General features: G+C 46.3%; 18 protein-coding genes, 1 pseudogene and 1 other annotated feature. Of the genes and pseudogenes, 1 reads left to right on the forward strand and 18 read right to left on the reverse strand.

All coding sequences use genetic code 11. From position 1 onward, the window contains the following. Positions 1-8: 8 nt before the first annotated feature. The 16 genes from JJQ88_RS15450 to cymR form a co-directional block, all read right to left on the reverse strand. Positions 9-938 carry a peptidase U32 family protein gene (locus tag JJQ88_RS15450; RefSeq protein ID WP_210366940.1) on the reverse strand — a complete coding sequence of 310 codons (930 nt, stop codon included), beginning with the start codon at positions 936-938 and terminating at the stop codon, positions 9-11. 5 nt (positions 939-943) lie between these two features. Further along, positions 944-1,582 carry an O-methyltransferase gene (locus JJQ88_RS15455; RefSeq protein ID WP_210366941.1) on the reverse strand — a complete coding sequence of 213 codons (639 nt, stop codon included), beginning with the start codon at positions 1,580-1,582 and terminating at the stop codon, positions 944-946. A gap of 415 nt (positions 1,583-1,997) precedes the next feature. Beyond that, the gene (mltG, locus tag JJQ88_RS15460) at positions 1,998-3,149 is read right to left on the reverse strand and encodes an endolytic transglycosylase MltG (RefSeq protein ID WP_210366942.1); all 1,152 of its coding nucleotides are present in this window, start codon (positions 3,147-3,149) and stop codon (positions 1,998-2,000) included. 792 nt (positions 3,150-3,941) lie between these two features. Beyond that, on the reverse strand, positions 3,942-4,229 hold the full coding sequence (locus tag JJQ88_RS15465) for a DUF1292 domain-containing protein (RefSeq protein ID WP_210366943.1): 288 nt from the start codon (positions 4,227-4,229) through the stop codon (positions 3,942-3,944). A 14-nt stretch (positions 4,230-4,243) separates the two neighbouring features. After that, entirely contained in the window at positions 4,244-4,660 is a 417-nt protein-coding gene (gene ruvX / locus JJQ88_RS15470; RefSeq protein WP_210366944.1) for a Holliday junction resolvase RuvX, read from the reverse strand. Continuing rightward, on the reverse strand, positions 4,661-4,930 hold the full coding sequence (locus tag JJQ88_RS15475; RefSeq protein ID WP_210366945.1) for an IreB family regulatory phosphoprotein: 270 nt from the start codon (positions 4,928-4,930) through the stop codon (positions 4,661-4,663). It abuts the gene before it with no gap. Between the two features lie 78 nt (positions 4,931-5,008). Further along, positions 5,009-7,642, reverse strand: coding sequence for an alanine--tRNA ligase (alaS, locus tag JJQ88_RS15480; RefSeq protein ID WP_210366946.1), 2,634 nt, complete (start codon positions 7,640-7,642; stop codon positions 5,009-5,011). Positions 7,643-7,716: 74 nt separating this feature from the next. Continuing rightward, positions 7,717-7,930: a binding site (T-box leader), on the reverse strand. Positions 7,931-7,994: 64 nt separating this feature from the next. Beyond that, positions 7,995-9,074 carry an AI-2E family transporter gene (locus tag JJQ88_RS15485; RefSeq protein ID WP_210366947.1) on the reverse strand — a complete coding sequence of 360 codons (1,080 nt, stop codon included), beginning with the start codon at positions 9,072-9,074 and terminating at the stop codon, positions 7,995-7,997. A gap of 162 nt (positions 9,075-9,236) precedes the next feature. Beyond that, the gene (locus JJQ88_RS15490) at positions 9,237-9,368 is read right to left on the reverse strand and encodes a YrzQ family protein (RefSeq protein ID WP_210366948.1); all 132 of its coding nucleotides are present in this window, start codon (positions 9,366-9,368) and stop codon (positions 9,237-9,239) included. 24 nt (positions 9,369-9,392) lie between these two features. Beyond that, positions 9,393-9,587 carry a hypothetical protein gene (locus tag JJQ88_RS15495; protein ID WP_210366949.1) on the reverse strand — a complete coding sequence of 65 codons (195 nt, stop codon included), beginning with the start codon at positions 9,585-9,587 and terminating at the stop codon, positions 9,393-9,395. Between the two features lie 10 nt (positions 9,588-9,597). After that, positions 9,598-10,074 carry a PRC-barrel domain-containing protein gene (locus JJQ88_RS15500; protein WP_210366950.1) on the reverse strand — a complete coding sequence of 159 codons (477 nt, stop codon included), beginning with the start codon at positions 10,072-10,074 and terminating at the stop codon, positions 9,598-9,600. A gap of 26 nt (positions 10,075-10,100) precedes the next feature. Further along, positions 10,101-12,554, reverse strand: coding sequence for an SF1B family DNA helicase RecD2 (gene recD2 / locus JJQ88_RS15505; RefSeq protein ID WP_210366951.1), 2,454 nt, complete (start codon positions 12,552-12,554; stop codon positions 10,101-10,103). A gap of 26 nt (positions 12,555-12,580) precedes the next feature. Continuing rightward, the gene (locus JJQ88_RS15510; RefSeq protein WP_210366952.1) at positions 12,581-13,237 is read right to left on the reverse strand and encodes a tetratricopeptide repeat protein; all 657 of its coding nucleotides are present in this window, start codon (positions 13,235-13,237) and stop codon (positions 12,581-12,583) included. A 110-nt stretch (positions 13,238-13,347) separates the two neighbouring features. Next, positions 13,348-14,463, reverse strand: coding sequence for a tRNA 2-thiouridine(34) synthase MnmA (gene mnmA, locus JJQ88_RS15515; RefSeq protein WP_210366953.1), 1,116 nt, complete (start codon positions 14,461-14,463; stop codon positions 13,348-13,350). Positions 14,464-14,512: 49 nt separating this feature from the next. Then, on the reverse strand, positions 14,513-15,658 hold the full coding sequence (locus tag JJQ88_RS15520; protein WP_210366959.1) for a cysteine desulfurase family protein: 1,146 nt from the start codon (positions 15,656-15,658) through the stop codon (positions 14,513-14,515). A gap of 40 nt (positions 15,659-15,698) precedes the next feature. Beyond that, entirely contained in the window at positions 15,699-16,121 is a 423-nt protein-coding gene (gene cymR / locus JJQ88_RS15525; protein ID WP_210366954.1) for a cysteine metabolism transcriptional regulator CymR, read from the reverse strand. 202 nt (positions 16,122-16,323) lie between these two features. Here cymR and JJQ88_RS15530 point away from each other — a divergent pair, with 202 nt between their 5' ends. Then, the gene (locus tag JJQ88_RS15530) at positions 16,324-17,631 is read left to right on the forward strand and encodes a replication-associated recombination protein A (protein ID WP_210366955.1); all 1,308 of its coding nucleotides are present in this window, start codon (positions 16,324-16,326) and stop codon (positions 17,629-17,631) included. Between the two features lie 183 nt (positions 17,632-17,814). On the opposite strand, the gene JJQ88_RS15535 is transcribed toward JJQ88_RS15530, so the two are convergent. Together JJQ88_RS15535 and JJQ88_RS15540 are read right to left on the reverse strand one after the other, a co-directional pair. Continuing rightward, positions 17,815-18,576 (reverse strand): tRNA threonylcarbamoyladenosine dehydratase, encoded by a 762-nt coding sequence (locus JJQ88_RS15535; RefSeq protein ID WP_210366956.1) that lies wholly within the window; start codon positions 18,574-18,576, stop codon positions 17,815-17,817. A gap of 337 nt (positions 18,577-18,913) precedes the next feature. Further along, positions 18,914-19,933: pseudogene (locus JJQ88_RS15540) on the reverse strand (IS110 family RNA-guided transposase). Between the last annotated feature and the right edge of the window lie 385 nt (positions 19,934-20,318).

Below are 20,318 nucleotides of genomic sequence, written 5' to 3' on the forward strand. Positions count from 1 at the left end.
AATCTGCCTTAGTAAACTGTTTCTTTAAAGAAAAAGCCGGTGTCAAGCGGCCGGTTTGGAGGCTGAAGGGCTTCTGCTTCTTCGAGCAGGCTGTCTTTTTCCTCTTCATACTGTTCCGGTTCCTCAACCGCAAGATCGATCGCTTTGCGGTAAAGCTTGGTAACCTCAAGAATATATTCAGGACTTTTCAGGATTCCATCGATTTTAAAGGAATCGATTCCAGCCTCGACGAGTTCGGTAAGTTCATCGATGATGCAGATATCATTTGGGCTCATGATATGTGTGCCATTTTCATCTTCAAAGATAGGGTACTTGTTCTCACGCTCTTTATCATGCAGGAACATATTGCGAGCCTGCCTGCGGTTCTCGATCTCCATCGCCTTCCCCTGGTATTCGAAATAATTCCCAAGCAAAGTGCGTTTTGACTGGAACATGTTCATCATTCCATGTACTTGAACCTCGATTTCGACCTCGGCATTTTCTTTTATCTCAATAATGGCATCCATATTGATTTCCCTGGCAAGAACGGCTCGCTTTGCCCCTTTTCTTCCCCAGTAATTGCAAGTGTACCAGTTCGTTCCGGTTGTTTCCGTACTCCAGTGAAGCTCCATGTCAGGGGCATGCTCCCTTGCCGCCATCAGGACGGCTGGGTCGCCGAAAGTAATAGCATCCACATCATTATCCTTCAAAAATTCAAGGTATTCTCCAAGCATATCGATTTTGTCATTATGAAAAATCGCATTCATCGCGACGTATACTTTTTTCCCTTTGGAATGGGCAAGTTCAACTGCCTTTTTCACATCTTCGCGGGAAAAATCCCCAGCAAGGCGAAGTCCGAATTTCTGTTCCCCGATAACGAATGCATCCGCTCCAGCATCCGCTAATAGGACGATATCATCAATACGTACTGGTGTTACCAGCAATTCTGGTTTGTTCATTCCAATCACCTCTTCTTACTAACCGCGACGCCATCGCCAATCGGGAGGATGACCGTGTCATACTCGGGATGGCCGGCAAGCCAGCGATTGAATTCATCTATTTTTTTGACCAGGCTGCGAAGTCGCTTGCTTTCGATTTCCTGCTCATATATAAGCCCTTTAAATAGGACATTATCGGTAATGACGATGCCTCCAGGCTTCAGGTACAATGAGTATATTTCAAAGAAACGCCTGTATTGTCCCTTTGCGGCGTCAATGAACACAGCGTCAAACGGGCCATGCTTCCCGGCCTCTTCCGCTATTTCCAGGGCATCCCCTTCCATCAGGATAATCCGGTCCTGCATGCCAGCTGCATTAATGTATCCTTTGGCAGCGCCATACCTTTCATGATCGCGTTCAAGGGTCACGATCCTTGTATCTGGAAGGGCCATGGCCATTCTTAGGGATGAGTAGCCGATTGCCGTGCCAATCTCAAGGATGGTTTCCGGCTGCAGGATTCGAAGAAGCTGGAGCATTGTTTCGATCCCGGCCGGCTCCATGATTGGTACAGCATGGAGACGGGCATGCTTCTCCATCTCGGCGAGCAGGCCCTCTCTTGGTTTGATCAGTGAATCTATATATTTTTGCAGCTTTTCATTCAGCAAGCTGCCCTCACCTCTATTCAAAATTCGCTTTGACAATGGATTGAGTGCCATACAATTGTGCCAATCCAGGCACGAAAAAAATAGCGTTCACAGGATAAGAGAGGCAATATCCAGCCTTGCAGCAAATACTGGCTGGAATCCAGCCATCGACAGCCAAAACTCTTACATCTGTAATGCACGCTATTTCAAGAAAAAGCGTAAAGCGTCCTTTATCCTTTAAACAAGTACGCCGAATAAGCGGGGCACAATGTGCAGCAATTCCATCCCAGTCCCTTTGGGCTCCGGTACACAATAAAACTGGAAGGAGCCCTGGTCAAGACAAGCAAACTTTTTGTTTAGCTTTAAAAACACTTGAATTATTTTAACACAAAAAGAAGGGAAATGCCATCCTTTCCGCATTTCCCCTCTCCTTTTGCTATTTTTTGTTTGTAATATGTTCTTCTACTTTGCGGTTATGTTCCGCTAACGTTTTTGAAAAAAGCACTTCACCTGTAGATGTTGCCAGGAAATATAAATCATCGGTTTGTTCTGGCGCCAGAGCCGCTTCGATTGACATCACTCCTGGGTTAGCGATTGGACCTGGCGGCATTCCAACATACTTGTAGGTATTATACGGATCATCAATCTTAAGATCCTCATAAAGCACCCTGTTCTTATGTTTTCCATGTGCATAAAGTACAGTAGGGTCCGTCTGCAATGGCATGTCTATATCCATGCGGTTATAGAACACACTGGCAATCTTATCCCGGTCCGCCTTTTCAGTCGCTTCTTCTTCAATAAGGGAGGCCATGGTCATTAACTGATGTGTAGACATCTGCTTCTCTTCCATTTGCCCATGGTATTCCCCAAGTACTTCTTTTGTTTTCTTCAGCATGACTGTCACTATTTCCTCAACCGTCGGTTTTTCAGTATAAAAAGGATAAGTAGCAGGAAACAGATAACCTTCAAGCGGATACTTGACTTTTGCATTGAGGATGTCTTTGGACAGGACTTCTGGATAGTTTTCCATCATTTTTTTGATGAAATCCTTGTCGTTCAATTGCTTGAAGATTTCTTCCTGATCCTGATCCGTTTTCTCTGCAATGATGCCCGCGATCTGCGAAAGTTGCTTTCCTTCTGGAATCGTGATTTTCAGTGCCACATCTTGCATGACCTTGCCTGTTTTTAAGCTCAGGATGATTTCATCCATTGTCATCGTTGGCTTCATTTTATAATCTCCAGCCATGAATCCGGACTCATTCTTGAATTTCACGTAGTATTTAAAAACCCTGGCGTCCCGGATGACTCCTTTTTCTTCAAGGATTTTACCGATTCCTGCGGTCGAGGAGCCAATCGGAATATTCACGTTTATCAATTTTTTGCTCTCTGTTTCGACTGGCTTAAGGGCAGATTTAACATAATAGTAGCCTCCTCCGCCAATAGCTGCAATCAGTAAAAACATTAAAAGGGCAGTGATAAAAACAATCTTCCTCACAACTCTTGCTTCTTTTTGCTGCTCGATCAGCCTTTCAACAATGATTTTCTTTCGTTCCTCTTTGCTATCATTTATATTTTTTCCGTCAGACATAACTTCCCCCTCCAGTCGGCTCTAATGGCCAGCTAGATCGATTCTATTTTCATATCTCGCATCATTATACTATATTTTTTATTTCTATTTGCAAATAATTACGAAAAAATACTCCAGGCGACATTTTGCTCTATTATTCGACATCGAACATTTTCGGGGCTGACCAAAGCGCTTCAGCTTCCCTATCTCCTCGGCGCTCAGGGCGCCTAAGGGGGTCTCCACCTTGCCGCTGCATCCCGCAGGACACTGAAAGGCTCCGGCGAATTCGCCCACGCACGAAGGAAATGCATTAGCATTTTCGAGGAGTCAGTCCCTTCCGTTCCAATCAACTCTTTAAACATTCAACTTTAACACAGCCAAAAGAAAAAAGACTTGAGGAAAGGAACTAAACTCTCCGATAGCAGCACAAACTCTCATTAATGTATGTAAAAAAAAAGCCAGGCTGTTCCAAAAGTATAACTTTTGGGTGCCTCTTTTCTTTCACTTGTAAAACAACCCGTTGATTTGCGCTCCAGGCACTTCGACGGACAGGAAATCTTTCCGCTCCAATCAACTAAGTGTGCGATGTCTATGGTGATAGGCAAAAATAAAAGAACCGTCCTCTTTTTAGTATGTAGTCACCACAACAACAAACCAAAAAGAGCGATTCTCTTGATGAAACAAAATCATATTTCCTTCATCGATTATAACGTGGATTAATTGATCCACCGTTAGTTTTTCCATGAATAAGAAAAAAGAGGCTGCCAAAAGGCCAAAAATCATGGCCTTTTGGGACAGCCTCTTTTTCCGAACCTATTCTTCGTCCTGTTCAGCAAGGAATGTTTCCAGCATTTCTTCAATCATATCCCATTCTTTGTCTGTTTCAATTGGCATAAGTTCGCCATCCTGGCCATCCTCGGTCGGAACGAAGGAAGAAGCGTGGATTTCAATTTCATCCTCATCCTCTTCTTCTGCCCCGACAGGATAGTATAGGACATACGACTTGCCGAACTCGTCCGAATCAAAAGTAAAAAGTACTTCGCATAATTGTTCGTTTCCGTTTTCGTCTACTACTGTAATATTGTTTTCTCCGTGGTCCATGTAAGTCACCTCATTTAATTTTGGCTATTCAAATAGCCTTGTAAAATCATAACAGCCGCCATCTTATCAATGACTTTCTTCCGTTTTTTCCGGCTGACATCAGCCTCGAGCAATACACGTTCGGCCGCGATAGTCGTCAGGCGTTCGTCCCAAAGGATAACAGGCACTCCGAACCTGCTTTCCAGTTCGCGGGCGTAAGTCTGGCTGGCTTCGCCGCGTGGACCGATCGTGCCATTCATGTTTTTGGGAAGCCCTACGACAATTTTGCCTACTTGATGCTCTTTAATTATTTTACCTATTTCGTCGAAGCCAAACAAATTTTCTTCTTCATTGATCTTCAACGTTTTAAGGCCCTGAGCTGTCCATCCAAGTTCATCGCTCAGTGCAATGCCGACGGTTTTCGAGCCGACATCCAATCCCATAGTACGCATTTACTTCCCCTCTCGGTTATTCCTCAAATAGGATTTCACCAGCTCTTCAATGATTTCATCCCGTTCCAGCTTCCGGATGATATTGCGGGCATCCCGATGGCGCGGAATATAAGCCGGATCACCGGATAACAGATAGCCGACAATCTGGTTGATCGGATTATACCCTTTTTCCTGCAACGCTTCATAAACCTGCAGAAGGACCTCATTGACATCATGCTCAACAGGCTCTTCGGGAAAATTGAATCTCATCGTTTTATCAAACGAGCTCATCGAATGCACCTCACTTCTAAGTTTCGCAGGCAAACTTTTCTACAAGTTATTTTCATTCTACACTACTTCATGTCGATATCAAATTGATTTTACCCATTCTTCTGCAAATTGAAGCGCCTGATCCAGCTTGGATGGATCCTTTCCCCCCGCTTGGGCCATGTCAGGACGGCCTCCGCCGCCTCCGCCGCAAATCGACGCTGCCTCCTTGACAAGTCTTCCTGCCTGATAGCCTTTTTTGATGAGGTCGTCCGTAACTGCCGCAATTAAATTGACTTTGCTTCCATCTGTCATCCCTAAAAGGATGACAGCAGACCCAAGCTTTTTCTTCAGATCGTCCGCCATGTTCCTCAAGCCATTCATATCAGCGGCGCTAACACGAGCTGCCAGCAATTGGACGCCATTTACCTCTTTTACCTTCGAAGATAAGCTTCCTGCTTCAATATTGCCCAATTTGGCAGCAAGTGATTCACTTTCGCGCTGCAGCTGCTTCATTTCGGCAAGGAGTGAATCGATCCTGTTCGCTACTTCTTTTGGAGATGTCTTCAATTTGCCTGCCGCTTCCTTAAGAATGCCAATCTGTTCATTCAGGACTTTGTATGCTGCTTCGCCTGTGACAGCTTCAATCCTCCTAGTTCCTGCCCCAATTCCGCTTTCGGATATGATCTTGAACAAACCGATGACTGAAGTGTTCGGCACGTGGCAGCCGCCGCATAGCTCCAGGCTATAGTCGCCAACCTTCACAATGCGGACGATATCGCCGTATTTTTCGCCAAATAAAGCCATGGCTCCCATTTCCTTTGCTTCATCTATCGGCTTATAGCCTGTTTCAACCTCGATGTTCTTCCAGATTTTTTCGTTGACGATTGCTTCAACCTTCTCCAATTCTTCAGGAGTTACCTGTCCAAAATGGGAAAAGTCAAAACGCAGCCTGTCAGGTTCAACAAGTGAACCAGCCTGATTGACATGATTGCCCAGAACATCCTTCAAAGCCTGATGAAGAAGATGGGTTGCAGTATGGTTCTTGATTATTCTTGCACGGTTGTCCTGATCGACCTTCGCTGTCACTTCCATGCCCTTCCGTACCGTTCCTTGCAAGATGACAGCATGATGGAGATTCTGTCCGTTTGGCGCTTTTTTAACATCTTTGACAGATAGCTTCACGCCGCCAGTTTCAATTGTTCCCTTATCAGCGATTTGTCCGCCGCTTTCTGCGTAAAAAGGTGTGACATCGAGAATCAGATGGATCTCGTCCCCTTCATTTGCTTCCTCGGCAATCTCGTTGTCTTTTACAAGAACCGTAATTTTGCTGTTTGTTTCAAATGTATCATAACCAACAAACTCACTATTTTCCTTGATATCGCCAAGTACACCGCCCTGGACTTGCATCGATCCTATTTCCTGGCGTGCAGCCCGTGCTCTTTCACGCTGCTGTTCCATTTCTTTTTCAAATCCTTCATGATCAGCCTTCAAGCCTTCCTCTTCTGCATATTCCTCCGTAAGCTCCACAGGGAAGCCATATGTGTCGTAAAGCCGGAATATATCCTTGCCCTGAATCATGCCGCTCCCCTTTTCCTTTTCTTTCTTGATCAGCTCAGCAAGGATGGCAAGCCCTTCATGGAGCGTTTCATGGAAGCGGTCTTCCTCATTTTTGATTACCTTCTGGATGAAATCTGTATTTGCTTTAACCTCCGAATAGAAATCTTCCATGATTTCTCCAACAACCGGAACCAGTTCATACATGAACGGACGGTCAATATTCAGTTTTTTCGCATAACGGACAGCGCGGCGCAGCAGTCTTCTCAGGACATAGCCGCGGCCTTCATTCGAAGGCAGCGCTCCATCACCAACAGCGAAAGCAACCGTCCTGATATGATCAGCTATTACTTTGAATGCTTCATCCTTTTCCTTTGTCTGCCCATATTTCCCACTTGAGATTCCTTCTACAGCACGGATGATTGGCATAAATAGGTCAGTATCAAAATTTGTTGGGACATTCTGGACGACACAGCCCATTCGCTCAAGCCCCATCCCTGTATCGATGTTCTTCTTCGGAAGCGGAGTGTATGTTCCGTCTGGATTATGGTTGAATTCAGAAAACACAAGGTTCCAAACCTCAAGATAGCGGTCATTTTCACCCCCCGGGTACAATTCTGGATCTTCGGGATCGTTACCGTAATCCGATCCGCGGTCATAGAAGATTTCTGTGTTCGGGCCGCTTGGCCCTTCGCCAATATCCCAAAAGTTTCCTTCCAGCCTGATGATTCGTTCTTCCGGTATGCCAACTTTCTCCCGCCAAATGTTGAATGCTTCATCATCCTCAGGGTGGACCGTAACAGATAATTTTTCCGGATCAAAGCCAATCCAGTTTTTATCAGTCAGGAATTCCCACGCAAACTCGATTGCTTCCTCCTTGAAGTAATCACCAATAGAAAAGTTCCCGAGCATTTCGAAGAAAGTATGATGGCGTGCGGTCTTTCCGACATTTTCGATATCGTTTGTCCGGATTGACTTTTGCGCATTTGCGATACGAGGATTGGCGGGAATCACGCGGCCATCAAAATACTTCTTTAATGTAGCGACGCCACTGTTGATCCAGAGCAGTGACGGGTCTTCATGCGGAACAAGTGAGGCACTTGGTTCAATCGCATGGCCCTTTTCCTTAAAAAACTCGAGAAACATCCTTCTGATTTCAGCACCTGATAGGTTTTTCATTTTCCTGGCCTCCTAAATCGATGAATTGTTAGCTTTCAGGGATTTCAAGGCAACAAAAAAAGCCCTCATCCCTGGACAGGGACGAGAGCTTGCTCGCGGTACCACCCTGATTATGGACACGTTGATTATATGCCCATCTCTCAATATCGCCTTAACGCGGCTGCACGGCAGGTTTTGACTGCACTCCGGAATAGCCTTCTGTTATCCTTCACCGGGAATTTCTTTCAGCCTCGGAAATCCCTCTCTGGCCGATGGTCTATAACATACTCGTTCCTTCTACATTTTGCCGATTATTATTCTATAGCCGAATTATATATAGACGGTTCCGGTTTGTCAAACTTGTGACAAAAAATCAAGTCAATCGCTGTTTTTTCTTTTCAAGTATGATGTGGTCCTTGGCATGGACAATCGCCGCTCTTAAGACGACCAATACCGGTACAGCCAGGATCATTCCCAGGATTCCCGCTGTTTCCCCGCCAGCCAGCAAAGCGAACATGATGATTAACGGATGCATGTGCAGGCTTTTGCCTACAATCAGCGGCGAAAGAATATTCCCTTCCAGAAATTGCAGGGAAAAGACGATTGCCAGGGCAATCAGCACCATTTTCATGGACATCGTTGCCGCGATGATGACGGCCGGGATGGCGCCGATGATCGGGCCAAAATAAGGGATGACATTCGTAATGCCGACAATCGCCCCCAAAAGCAGAGGATATTTAATCCCGGCAATCCAAAAAAACATAGATGAGAGCACACCGATGATCAAGCAGACGAGCAGTTGCCCTCTTATATAACTGCCAAGGGATTTATCGACTTCATGAAGGAATTTCGCACCTGGCTGCCTCCATTTTTTTGGAGTCAGATACCAGACTGCCCGTTTCATTGACTTAAAATCCTTTAGCATATAAAAAGCAATGAAGGGAATGATCGCAATCGTGATGAGTGAATTGGCAATATCCATCAGGAAAGTCATCGTTTTTGCAAGGAAGCGGTCAAGCTTTTGTTCAAGCCCGTTGATTCCATCCTCGATTCGTTCATGGACGCCAGCTGGCCATCTTGAGGTCTCGTCCATGATGCTATTGACCATCCGTTTGTATTGTTCCGCAAACAGCGGGGCATTTTCTGCCAGATCACGGAGCTGATGGATCATCGCCGGGATGCCCCGGTACAGTGCAAAGCCTGCCCCGCCAAAGAATAGGCTGTAGATGAGGAGGATAGCGATTCCTCGGTGCAGTCCTCTAGTATGCAGGGCTTCGACGACTGGATGGAATAGATAAGTAATGAATGCTGCAATCGAAAACGGGATGAGGAGGGTGAAAATCACTTCGATAACTGGCACCCATAATGGCTGAAGCTTGATGAATACATAAATGACAATGAACAAGAGAAGAAAAAAACCAAGCCGGTAATACCATTTTATCTGGATATCCATTTCCGCGCCCTCCTTCATGATATATCTTTAAAAAAAATGATGGGGTTTATGCATCAGGACGTCATATCAGAGGATGTATCTGGCTGCTGTACCCTTTTTACTGAAGTTGTTTCAAGATGCAGACAAAAAATCCCCTGCTTGCCTGCAGGGGATCGCTTCCTTTTAAAATAATCGGTCGATTCTTCTTCGCAGCTTCCTCATTTGCCTGCCCGAAACAATTTTATTGTTGGTGGCATAATTGTAAGCTGCCATCCCAGCACCTAATGCCAGGATCGAGGTTAACATTCTGTTCATGCGCCTCACCTCTAACGATTATTTTTACAAGCCGCCGTATTGCCGTTGATCTTCATCGAACAAGTCATCAAGGGAACTCAATGTTCCATCTTCCTCGACCTGATGGGTATGGATCAGCCCGTGTGAAAGGGAGAGTTCAATATAGCAATTCCAGCAATAATATTGATTGATGCCGATTTTGCCTATATCCTTGCTCTGGCAATTTGGACATGTTAACATGCGGGACACCTCATCTCGTTTTTACATTGACGATGATGGCATCCTTTCCGATTGCAGGCGGACCAACGGGCTTGACTACACGCTTTCCATTCGCGATATCCGAAAAAAAGCCATCCGTGATTTCATACCCTACAATCGTGCCCAATTCTTCCAGAAAATATACATCATCCAGCAATCCTAATTGTTCACCTTCACCCGAAAACAGCTGTTTTCCAGCAAGGCTTTGCTGGTGCTTGAAGGTATATTCAGGATCTGTCTCCAGTGTTTCGATGGCTGACCGGTCTTGAACCATGATCCCATCCCAGCCGTAAGAAGCAACCTGTGGAAGTCTCAGCAGACAGGTCCTCTTGATGAACGTACCTGTTTTTACAAGTAAGCCTACCACACTTCCACTGCCCGAGATGCTTACATCACAAACTTCGCCCATTTTTTGCCCGCTTGCCAGTTCATAAACAGGAAGACCTTTTAAAAGTGAAAATGTCCGCAAAAGTGTTCCCGCCTTTCCGAACACCTTTAGTTTCCGCCGTCCTCCATGAAATCATAAGGGGTAACGTTTTCCATGCCGATCATCGGGTCAGCCTCCAGCATGACTTTCAAATAATCTGTTTCATGCCTGAAAGATTTATCGCTTTTTGCGATTTTTTCTTCAATCCGTCCATGATGCTCTCCTGCATCCCCATTCAGTACCGGAAGCATTTCCTTAAGTTTTTCCACAAGCGTTGTGTTTCGCTGAGTATCCTCTCTGCGCTGCACGCCGATCTTCATAGCTTCCTCTTCGCCGACAAGGATGAGGAATTGTTTGCTTCTTGTGATAGCAGTATAAATAAGGTTCCTCCGCAGCATCCTGTAATAGCTTTTGACAACAGGAAGGACAACAATTGGAAATTCACTGCCTTGCGCCTTATGTACAGAGCAGCAATAAGCATGGGTAATTTGCGAAAGGTCAGTCCTGTTATACGTCACTTCAATGCCATCAAATGAAACGACCAGCTGGTCCTGTTTTTCCGTGTTTTCCTTTGCATAAAAAATCGCAACGATTTCCCCCATATCCCCATTGAAGACATTCGCTTCAGGCTGGTTGACAAGCTGCAACACTTTATCTCCGACACGGTACTTCACATCACCGAAAGCCAGTTCCTTCCGAGAGCCATCCGGGTTAGGGTTGAAAAGTTCCTGCAGCAGTTCATTAAGTCGGTCTATCCCTGCCGGACCACGGTACATAGGGGCAAGCACCTGGATGTTTTTAGGTGAATACCCCTTCTTCTTCGCATTTGCTACAACTTTTTCCACTACTTGGGGAATCTGGCTCGTGCTGCATTTGATAAAGGATCGATCAGGCTGTTGGACAGTAATATCATCAGGAAGGTAGCTGTTTTTTATCTGATGGGCAAGCTCGATGATCGAAGAGCCTTCCGCCTGTCTGTAGATATCAGTCAGCCTTACAGTCGGGATCCTGCCGGAATCAAGCAAATCCTTCAGCACCTGTCCCGGCCCTACCGACGGAAGTTGGTCTTCATCGCCGACTACGATTACCTGGATATTGTCCGGGAGCGATTTGAACAGCTGATGGGCAAGCCAGATATCGACCATTGATGTTTCGTCGATTATCAAAATTTTCCCTTCAAGCGGCTGGTTTTCATCATGTTCAAAACCTTCCGCACCATTCCAGCGCAGCAAGCGATGGATCGTCACTGCCGGAAGCCCGGTTGATTCGGTCATCCTTTTCGCAGCACGGCCTGTTGGCGCCGCCAGCAGGAATGGATAGGGCTCGTCTTTTTTATAATCCTTCGGATCAAGGGAACAGCCATGAAGCTCTGCGTATAGTTCAACAATCCCCTTGATGACTGTTGTCTTCCCTGTTCCCGGCCCTCCAGTCAAAATCAGCATCGGCGACATCAACGCCGTCTGGATCGCTTCCTTCTGGCTTGCCCCATACTGGACACCAAGCCGCTCCTCAAGATTCCCAAGGGCAATCAGAAATTCCGATTCAGGAAATTGGTTTTCGTACTCTGTCTGTTCAAGGATCCTCTTGATATTCGTGACCAGGCCTTTCTCGGAAAAGTAAAGCGAAGGCAAGTAAATCCTTTGGTCATCAGCCACCAATTTACCTTCCTCGCCAAGCTTGATGATTTCCTTTGAAATGTCGGTGTACTCAATTTCAATCTTTTGGTTATCCTCGAGGAGTGTCTTGACTTCTGTCAGGAGTATTTCGGCATCCATATAGACGTGCCCGCCCTGGATACTGGAATTCTCAAGGGTATACAGGCAGGCTGCCTTGATCCTGTCAGGGTGGTTGCCAGTAAGCCCGAGCTGGCTGCCAAGTTCATCCGCCCGGCCAAAGCCGATTCCTTCTATATCTTCAACCAGCTTATAGGGATTATTCTGAATCACTTCGATCGCTTGTTCTTTGTACACCTGGTAAATCTTCATCGAAAGCTGTGGGCCAAAGCCGTACTGGTTCAGGGCGACCATCACCTGCTCAAGTCCCTGGTGCTCCATTAACGTGTCATACAGCTCTTTTGCTTTTTCGGGTGAAAGCTTCGGAACCTGATCAAGCAGCGAAGGATTTTCAATAATCCGTGTTATCGCCCTTTCTCCAAGCGTTTCAACGATTTTTTCAGCTGTCTTCTTGCCGATCCCCTTAAACAGATCGCTCGATAAATAACTGATGATCCCCTGTTTCGACTGCGGCAGATCCTTGCGGAAATGGGTAGCATGGAACTGAAGCCCAAACTTCGGATGCTCCTTTACTTCCCCAAAGAAAATATACGTCTCCTGCTCATGGATCCGGGGGAAATATCCGGTGATGACCGCTTCCTTGTCCTCATACTGCTCATTTGTTTCTTCTACTCTGATCCTGAGAACAGTATAAAGATTTTGTTCATTATGGAAAATCGTGACAAGATGCTTGCCCTTCATGTATTTTCCCTGTTCGGAAAACAGATCAAGTGAGTCTTGCTTCTCCACATAACTCCCCTCTTTCCCTGCAAAACCTAAAGTTCTTGGCCCTCGATCAGTTTCTTTCCCTGGATAGCCAACAGGTGGCCAGGCTGTATTTCAAGAGTGCGGTTGAACAGCTCGAGTGCCTTTTCCCCTTCTTCCTTGAACCCGTAAGCGACGCCAAGATTGTATAGAGCGTCCGGATTTTTCGGATCGAATTTGGCCGCCTTCTCAAGGCTTTCGATTGCTTCATCAATGAAACCTTCACGAGCAAGGCAGAGTCCATATTGGAAGCTGGCTTCCGCATCCCCTTCCAACACCTCGGCGGCCCGCTGCAAATAAGGCAGTGCCAGTCTGTTGTTCCCCAGCTGGACAAGGCACATGCCCAGCATGAAATAGCTGTCGCCGCTCGCAAGTCCTTTTTTAAGCGCGATTTCAAACATATTTTTTGCTTCCTGGAAATTTTGCTGTTCATAGTAGAGTGTGCCTTTGCTGTAATATGCCGCGCTTGCATTTTCGTCAAGGCTGATGGCCTTATTGTAAAAATTCAGCGCTCTTTCACTGTCGCCGACCGCTGTCAGGACGTTTCCAAAATTTATGTATGCAACAGGATCTGCAGGTGCCTCTTCGATGGCATCCATAAAAGCCTTCGCTGCTTCTTCCCATTTTCCATCCTTCATGAATTGAATTCCGGTCTGGTTTTTATCCAATTTCACCACTCCAATCTTCTGACAAGTATACCATAATCATGTTGATTTTTTTCCCTTGGTTCAAGAAACAACCCCCAGCGAAAGCAAGTCCGCCGGGGGTTGAAATCGGCTTAGCCGACATATGTCAATTTCTTTCCATCCTTGAAGATTTCGTCGATTGTCCCGCCACCGAGACATTCTTCACCGTCATAGAAGACCACTGCCTGCCCAGGAGTGACCGCCCTGATCGGTTCTTTGAAAATAACCTTCGCTGTCCCATCATCCTGCAGCTCGACTGTTACCTCATTATCAGGCTGGCGATAGCGGAATTTGGCGGTGCATTCGAAAGCCTTTGGCTTGGGCCTGTCCGATACAAAGCTGATATCGACAGCAATGATGCTGTCTGAATAGAGCAATTCATTATGAAAACCCTGTTCAACAAGGAGGACGTTGCGTTCCAGGTCCTTGCCTACAACGAACCAGGGCTCGCCAGCACCACCTATCCCAAGGCCCTGGCGCTGCCCGATGGTATAATACATCAGCCCATCATGCTTCCCTTTTATCTCGCCTGCCATTGTTTCCATATTCCCGGGTTGTGCTGGAAGGTAATTTCCAAGGAATTCTTTAAAGTTCCTCTCGCCGATGAAACAAATGCCAGTAGAGTCTTTTTTTCCGGCAGTGGCAAGGTTCGCTTCCTTCGCAATCTCCCTCACCCGGGATTTTTCAAGATTTCCGATCGGGAACAGCACCTTTTCCAATTGACTTTGGCTCAACTGGTTCAAAAAGTATGTCTGGTCCTTGTTTTCATCCACGCCGCGGAGCATCTTGCGCTCCCCATCCCTGTCCTCGACCCTTGCATAATGGCCAGTCGCAAGGTAATCAGCGCCAAGATTCATGGCATGTTCAAGGAAAGCCTTGAATTTGATTTCCTTGTTGCACATCACATCCGGGTTCGGTGTCCGCCCTGCCCTGTATTCATCAAGGAAATAGGTGAACACCTTGTCCCAATATTGCTTTTCAAAATTGACTGCGTAATAAGGGATGCCGATTTGGTTGCAGACGCGTATGACATCTTCGTAATCCTCCGTAGCTGTACAAACCCCATTTTCGTCGGTATCATCCCAGTTTTTCATGAAGATGCCGATGACGTCGTAGCCCTGTTCCTTCAAAAGGAGCGCGGCGACAGATGAATCGACACCACCGGACATCCCGACGACAACTCTAGTATCTTTTGGAGATTTCATCATTCATTCACCTCTCTCCATCTTCTCTTTGATGGTTTTCCGTGATTGGAAGCTACTGCCTTGTTAGCCTTTTTACGATTTTTGCCGTTTCTTCAGCAGCTTTGCCAATCTGTTCTTTTGTATTATTTAATCCGAAGCTGAATCGGATCGAGTTTGTTAATCGGTCTGATTCTTTTCCGAACATGGCGACCAGGACATGTGATGGATCAATCGATCCAGCCGTGCAAGCCGAACCACTCGATGCAGCTATTCCCGACAGATCCAAATTGACGAGCATCGCTTCGACATTTGTCCCTGGAAAGCTTAAGTTTAAAATATGCGGCAGTGATATATCAAGCTTTCCGTTTAGATGGAAATAAACTCCTTTTTCTTTCAGCTTATCCAAAAAAATGTTCCTGAATTCTTCATAGATTCGGCGCTTGTTGTCCTGCTCGCTGATCGATACCCTTACAGCTTCGCGGAAACCTGCAATCGCGGCGACATTTTCCGTCCCTGCCCTCCGCTTCTTTTCCTGCTCCCCGCCGAAAAGCTGGCGCGCTATCTTGATGCCATCCCGGATATACAAAAAACCTGCTCCTTTAGGTCCATTGATTTTATGCGCGGAAACAGACAACAAATCCACCTGCAGTCCCTCGACATCCAATGGTTCAATCCCATATGCCTGGACTGCATCCGTATGGAAAACAGCCTGGTGTTCCGAAAGCAGCTGCCCGATTTCGCGGATTGGCTGGATGGTGCCGACCTCATTATTGCTATGCATGATTGTAACAAGGATCGTATCATCCCTTAATGCCTTGGCAACAGCATCAGCAGAAACCCGCCCTGTTTCATCGACTGGAAGGTATGTGACCTCAAAGCCTCGTCTCTCTAACTCTTCACAACTGTGCAGGACAGCATGATGTTCGAATTGCGTCGTGATAATATGCTGGCCTTTGTCCCTATTCTTTTCGGCATAGCCGATGATCGCCAGGTTATCGGCTTCTGTCCCGCCGCTCGTGAATATAATGTTATTTGACTTTGCTCTGATGCTGTCAGCCAGTTCCTGGCGGGTCTCATCCAGTATTTTCCTTGCTTCGCGTCCGAAATGGTGTATGCTGGACGGGTTCCCGAACTCCGCCTCCATCACCTTTACCATCGCAGCCAAAACTTCTGGATGCAGCGGTGTTGTTGCTGCATGGTCTAAATAAATTCTCTCCACTATCAATACCCTCTCTTCCTCTTCAGAAGATTATACGATTTCAAATATAGAACATATAGGCATCAGATTCACCAAAGTCATCCGAATGATTAGCCAAATCCTCTATTGTCGTGTTATCAAGGACATCCTTGACAGCATCCCTGATCCGGATCCAGAGTTCACGTTTTGCGGGCTCTTCGTTTTCGATTCCCTCAACCGGGCTGATTGGTCCCTCAAGGACACGGATGATGTCCCCAGCAGTTATCTTGGACGGTTCATTTCCAAGTATATAACCTCCATATGCTCCCCTGATACTTTTGACCAATCCGGCATTCCTCAGCGGTGCAACCAATTGTTCCAGATAATGTTCCGACAGATCATTCATCTGGGCGATTGACTTCAGGGAAACAGGACCTTCGCCGTATTTCTTGGCGAGTTCGATCATGATCGTAAGCCCATAGCGGCCTTTGGTTGAGATTTTCATAAAAAAACACCTCTATCTATTTTTTCTTTGCCAGATTTATTATTTATGCCCCTGTGGGCATGTTCTTATATAAATTTTAACAAAAATCCTTAGTCCATAGGTAGGCTTTTGCCATTATAGCATAAATTGCATGGCACATGCTTGTTGACGGCATTCATGTTATTGTATAGTTACGAATCTATGTACTAATGGAGCGATGAGAATGAACCTTAAGCCACTTGCCTACAGGATGCGGCCGAAGACAATCGACGAAATCATCGGCCAGCAGCATCTTGTAGCTGAAGGAAAAATAATCAATAGAATGGTAAAAGCGCGGCAGTTATCCTCCATGATCCTATACGGCCCGCCTGGCATCGGCAAAACTTCGATTGCCAGCGCAATCGCCGGGAGCACCAAATTTGCGTTCAGGACGCTGAATGCTGTCACAAACAATAAAAAGGATATGGAAATTGTGGCAGCAGAGGCAAAGATGTCTGGAAAAGTGATCCTGCTCCTTGATGAAGTCCACCGGCTTGATAAAGCAAAGCAGGATTTTCTGCTCCCTTACCTGGAAAATGGGATGATTGTCCTGATTGGCGCTACAACGAGCAATCCATACCATGCGATCAATCCGGCAATCCGCAGCCGCTGTCAAATCTTCGAGTTGAAGCCTCTGGAGCCTGAGGATGTGAGAATCGCTTTGAAAAGGGCGATCGTTGATGAGGAAAGAGGGCTGGGAAATCTTAAAATCAACATTTCAGAGAAGGCTCTTACGCATTTTTCGACTGCCTCCAATGGAGATGTCCGCAGTTCATTGAATGCATTGGAGCTCGCAGTGCTATCGACTGAACCAGATGGGGATGGAGTCCTTTCTATCGATGAGCAGGCAGCAGAGGAATGCATGCAGAAAAAAAGCCTTGCCCATGATAAGGATGGTGATGCCCATTATGACGTCCTCTCAGGCTTCCAAAAATCGATCAGGGGCAGCGACGTCAATGCTGCCCTTCACTATCTTGGAAGATTAATCGAAGCCGGCGACCTTGTCAGTATCAACAGGAGACTACTTGTCATAGCATATGAAGATATCGGTCTGGCAAGCCCCCAGGCTGGACAGAGGACCCTCGCTGCCATCGAAGCTGCAGAAAGGCTCGGTTTTCCCGAAGCCAGGATTCCTCTTGCCAATGCGGTCATCGAACTTTGTCTGTCGCCAAAATCTAACTCCGCCTATACGGCGATTGATTCCGCCCTTGCTGATATTCGCACGGGCATCAGCGGTGAAGTCCCCAACCATCTTCGGGATGCCCACTACAAGGGGGCCAAGGCTCTTGGCAGGGGAATCGATTATCTGTATCCGCATGATTATGAGGGTGGCTGGGTGAAGCAGCAATACCTTCCGGACAGGATTAAAAACAAGGTATATTACAAACCTAAAAAGACCGGGAAATTTGAGCATGCCCTCTCGGCCATCTATGATAAAATACTCGGAAGAACAAAAAGCTCGAGTGCCTCGTCCAGCCCCGACAGGAATTAGACTACCCGCGAGGAGGCATGTCATCTGCCGCCACAGCAGGACGGCTGATCACTTTAAGGCTAGGCGCTATAGCTGTACCAAAAAGCACCCATAGCTATCGACAATCGACACCCATGGATCTGCTATTTCCTATATAGGCAAAAAAAAAGCGGACAGGCCACATCAAACTGGCCTTCCGCTTTTTCAATCGTTCACGCGTTGGATCTTGATATCCTTCAAAAGCTCCCTGACGACATGGCTTGCCATGATCAGGCCTGCGGCAGAAGGGACAAATGCGTTGGAGGATGGCGGCATTTTCGCTTTCCTTATTTCCGCATGATCATTTCCAACTTCTTTCCGAACATCTTCCCTGATCACAATTGGGCTTTCGTCAGAGAAAACGACTGGTATTCCTTTCTTGATTCCCTCTTTTCTTAAGCGGGTGCGCATGACTTTCGCAATCGGATCGGTATGCGTTTTGAAGATATCGGCAATCATGAAGCGGGTTGGGTCCATCTTGTTGGCCGCTCCCATGCTGGAAATCATCGGAATCCCCCGCTTCTGGCATTCCTTGATCAAGTGAATCTTGTAAGAAATTGTGTCGGAAGCATCCACAACAAAATCCAATCCATAGCTGAAAAATTGTTCATATGTTTCTTCAGTGTAGAACATTTTGAGATCGATGACCTCGCAGTCTGGATTAATGTCTTTGATCCTGTCGCGCATCACTTCAACCTTCGGCTTGCCTACTGTGGACAGCAGCGCAATCAACTGGCGGTTGACATTCGTGATATCGACATCATCCTTGTCGACCAGCACGAGCTTGCCTACACCTGACCTCGCAAGCGCCTCTGCCGCAAATGAACCCACACCGCCAATCCCGAGCACTGCGACAGTACTATTTTTCAATATATCAAGGCCCTCTTTGCCGATGGCCAGTTCATTCCTGGAAAATTGATGAAGCATCTGTCCCACTCCAAACGTAAAAAATTCTTAACTTTTTTATACCCGTTTTTGAATATATCATACTCACAGTCAAAAACAAGTATTTTTATAGGAATTAAGGTGTATAGCCGGCTAGCTCACCCCTGTTGCCTTTTCTTTTGGCTATATCAAAATTGGCTGTTAAGTTCCGCTCCAAACTATCCTGAATTCAAAAATCAATATCGGTCTTTAACCTGGCCTTTTTTTAAGGCTCTACCCTGAAAACCCCCTTTAACGATAAAAAAGCAAAAAAGGGAAGGGGGGCTAAAGGACAGTGTATAATTTTTTTAAAAAAATGCCCATCTTTTCATACTTTGTATTAGGCACTAGATTTTTGAAGATCGACTTCATAACCTAGTGTCTTTAGTTTTTTTAATGCTCTTCTTACCAATGTTTCTTCCCTTCGTTTGTCAAAATAGTCAGCACCCAACTCCTGATATGCTTCCTTGTTTTTTAGGATGTGGTAAACAATCTTGATGACTCCATGACCTATGGCAACAGCTGCGCGGAGGGAAACCGGCTCATATCCAGGCCAAGTTCCGCAACTAGATGTTCTGCAGTCCTTCGCCCAACACCTGGTATGGTCATGATTCGTAAGAGGTCTTCTTCGAAGGGGGCAAGTCGTTTCGACACTTCCTGATCCAGCACTTTGATTTGTTCATCAATAAAATCCAAGTGTTTCAGTTGAAGTTCCCACATCAATTGTTGGTGTGGTCCCACGACGCCCATCAGGGCATATTCCAGCTGCTCCCTCTTTTCCTTCAGTTTTCCTTTTGCCAATTTGGCCAAGGATGCCGCATCCGTTTCCCTCGAAATCATCGCCTCAATCATCAACCTTCCAGAAACACCGACAACTGAACTTGCCACGGAACTAAGTTTAATGTTGGCTCCCTCAAGCACCTTCTGAAGCCTATTGACTTCTCGTGTACGCTCTTCCACGGCTACTCCGATATCTGACGAGTTCCCGCAACTCTCTTTGTTCACGAGAAGGGATAAAGCTTCCTCTTAGAAGTCCATGCCGTAACAGATCACAGATCCATTCAGCGTCCTTGACGTCTGTCTTCCTGCCAGGAACCGCTTTGATGTGCTGGGCGTTGACGACCATCAAATCTAAATCGGTACATTCAAGCACATTGTATACTGGTTTCCAGTAAACGCCTGTGCTCTCCATTGCCACGATTGTACAGTTACGGCCTTTAATCCAGTCAAGGAGATGGAGAAGATCTTTGGTCATCGTTCCAAACGTGCGAATTTCCTTCGCGATAGGAGTTGCCACACATCCTACAATGGTATCCTTATGGATATCCAAACCGCATGCATAAGGATTTAAAACTCTCATATTTAACACCTCGTTTATAAGGATTGCGGTTGGTGCAACAACCTATTAAGTGGGCAATCTACCCTGCGTACTTCCATAAAGGAGCAACAATCATATGTGCACCAGGCGTTGGGGTCCGTCTGTTAATAGAGCTCGAAGCATCACAGAGCCATGACCTCTTGACGCCAACCGCAATAACTTTATTGACAAGGGGGGCTAGTTTTCATTCCCTTATGTACCAATTTATTTGCATGAATGTCTGTTAAACCTGGCTGTTGATTTCCACTCCAGGGGACATGCTTTCCGCGGGGCGTCAGTGGAGCTGGTTTAGCTTCAGCGCTTAGCCCGTCCGAGTCGCTTCGCTCCTGCCAATGAAGTCAAAGAGCGACTTCACTGTCAGGCCCTT

It is taken from the genome of Bacillus sp. REN3 (genome assembly GCF_017912555.1).
Lineage (GTDB): Bacteria > Bacillota > Bacilli > Bacillales > Cytobacillaceae > Mesobacillus.

What these genes read in the sequence shown, in the direction of transcription:
- cymR (WP_210366954.1), bottom strand. Translation starts at nt 16,121, where the DNA reads ATGAAAATCTCAACCAAAGGCCGCTATGGGCTTACGATCATGATCGAA.
- JJQ88_RS15535 (WP_210366956.1), bottom strand. Translation starts at nt 18,576, where the DNA reads ATGCTTCATCAATTTTCCAGGAATGAACTGGCCATCGGCAAAGAGGGC.
- JJQ88_RS15465 (WP_210366943.1), bottom strand. Translation starts at nt 4,229, where the DNA reads ATGGACCACGGAGAAAACAATATTACAGTAGTAGACGAAAACGGAAAC.
- JJQ88_RS15490 (WP_210366948.1), bottom strand. Translation starts at nt 9,368, where the DNA reads ATGAACAGAATGTTAACCTCGATCCTGGCATTAGGTGCTGGGATGGCA.
- mnmA (WP_210366953.1), bottom strand. Translation starts at nt 14,463, where the DNA reads ATGATGAAATCTCCAAAAGATACTAGAGTTGTCGTCGGGATGTCCGGT.
- JJQ88_RS15450 (WP_210366940.1), bottom strand. Translation starts at nt 938, where the DNA reads ATGAACAAACCAGAATTGCTGGTAACACCAGTACGTATTGATGATATC.
- JJQ88_RS15485 (WP_210366947.1), bottom strand. Translation starts at nt 9,074, where the DNA reads ATGGATATCCAGATAAAATGGTATTACCGGCTTGGTTTTTTTCTTCTC.
- JJQ88_RS15530 (WP_210366955.1), top strand. Translation starts at nt 16,324, where the DNA reads ATGAACCTTAAGCCACTTGCCTACAGGATGCGGCCGAAGACAATCGAC.
- JJQ88_RS15495 (WP_210366949.1), bottom strand. Translation starts at nt 9,587, where the DNA reads ATGTTAACATGTCCAAATTGCCAGAGCAAGGATATAGGCAAAATCGGC.
- JJQ88_RS15475 (WP_210366945.1), bottom strand. Translation starts at nt 4,930, where the DNA reads ATGAGCTCGTTTGATAAAACGATGAGATTCAATTTTCCCGAAGAGCCT.
- mltG (WP_210366942.1), bottom strand. Translation starts at nt 3,149, where the DNA reads ATGTCTGACGGAAAAAATATAAATGATAGCAAAGAGGAACGAAAGAAA.
- alaS (WP_210366946.1), bottom strand. Translation starts at nt 7,642, where the DNA reads ATGAAAAACCTATCAGGTGCTGAAATCAGAAGGATGTTTCTCGAGTTT.
- ruvX (WP_210366944.1), bottom strand. Translation starts at nt 4,660, where the DNA reads ATGCGTACTATGGGATTGGATGTCGGCTCGAAAACCGTCGGCATTGCA.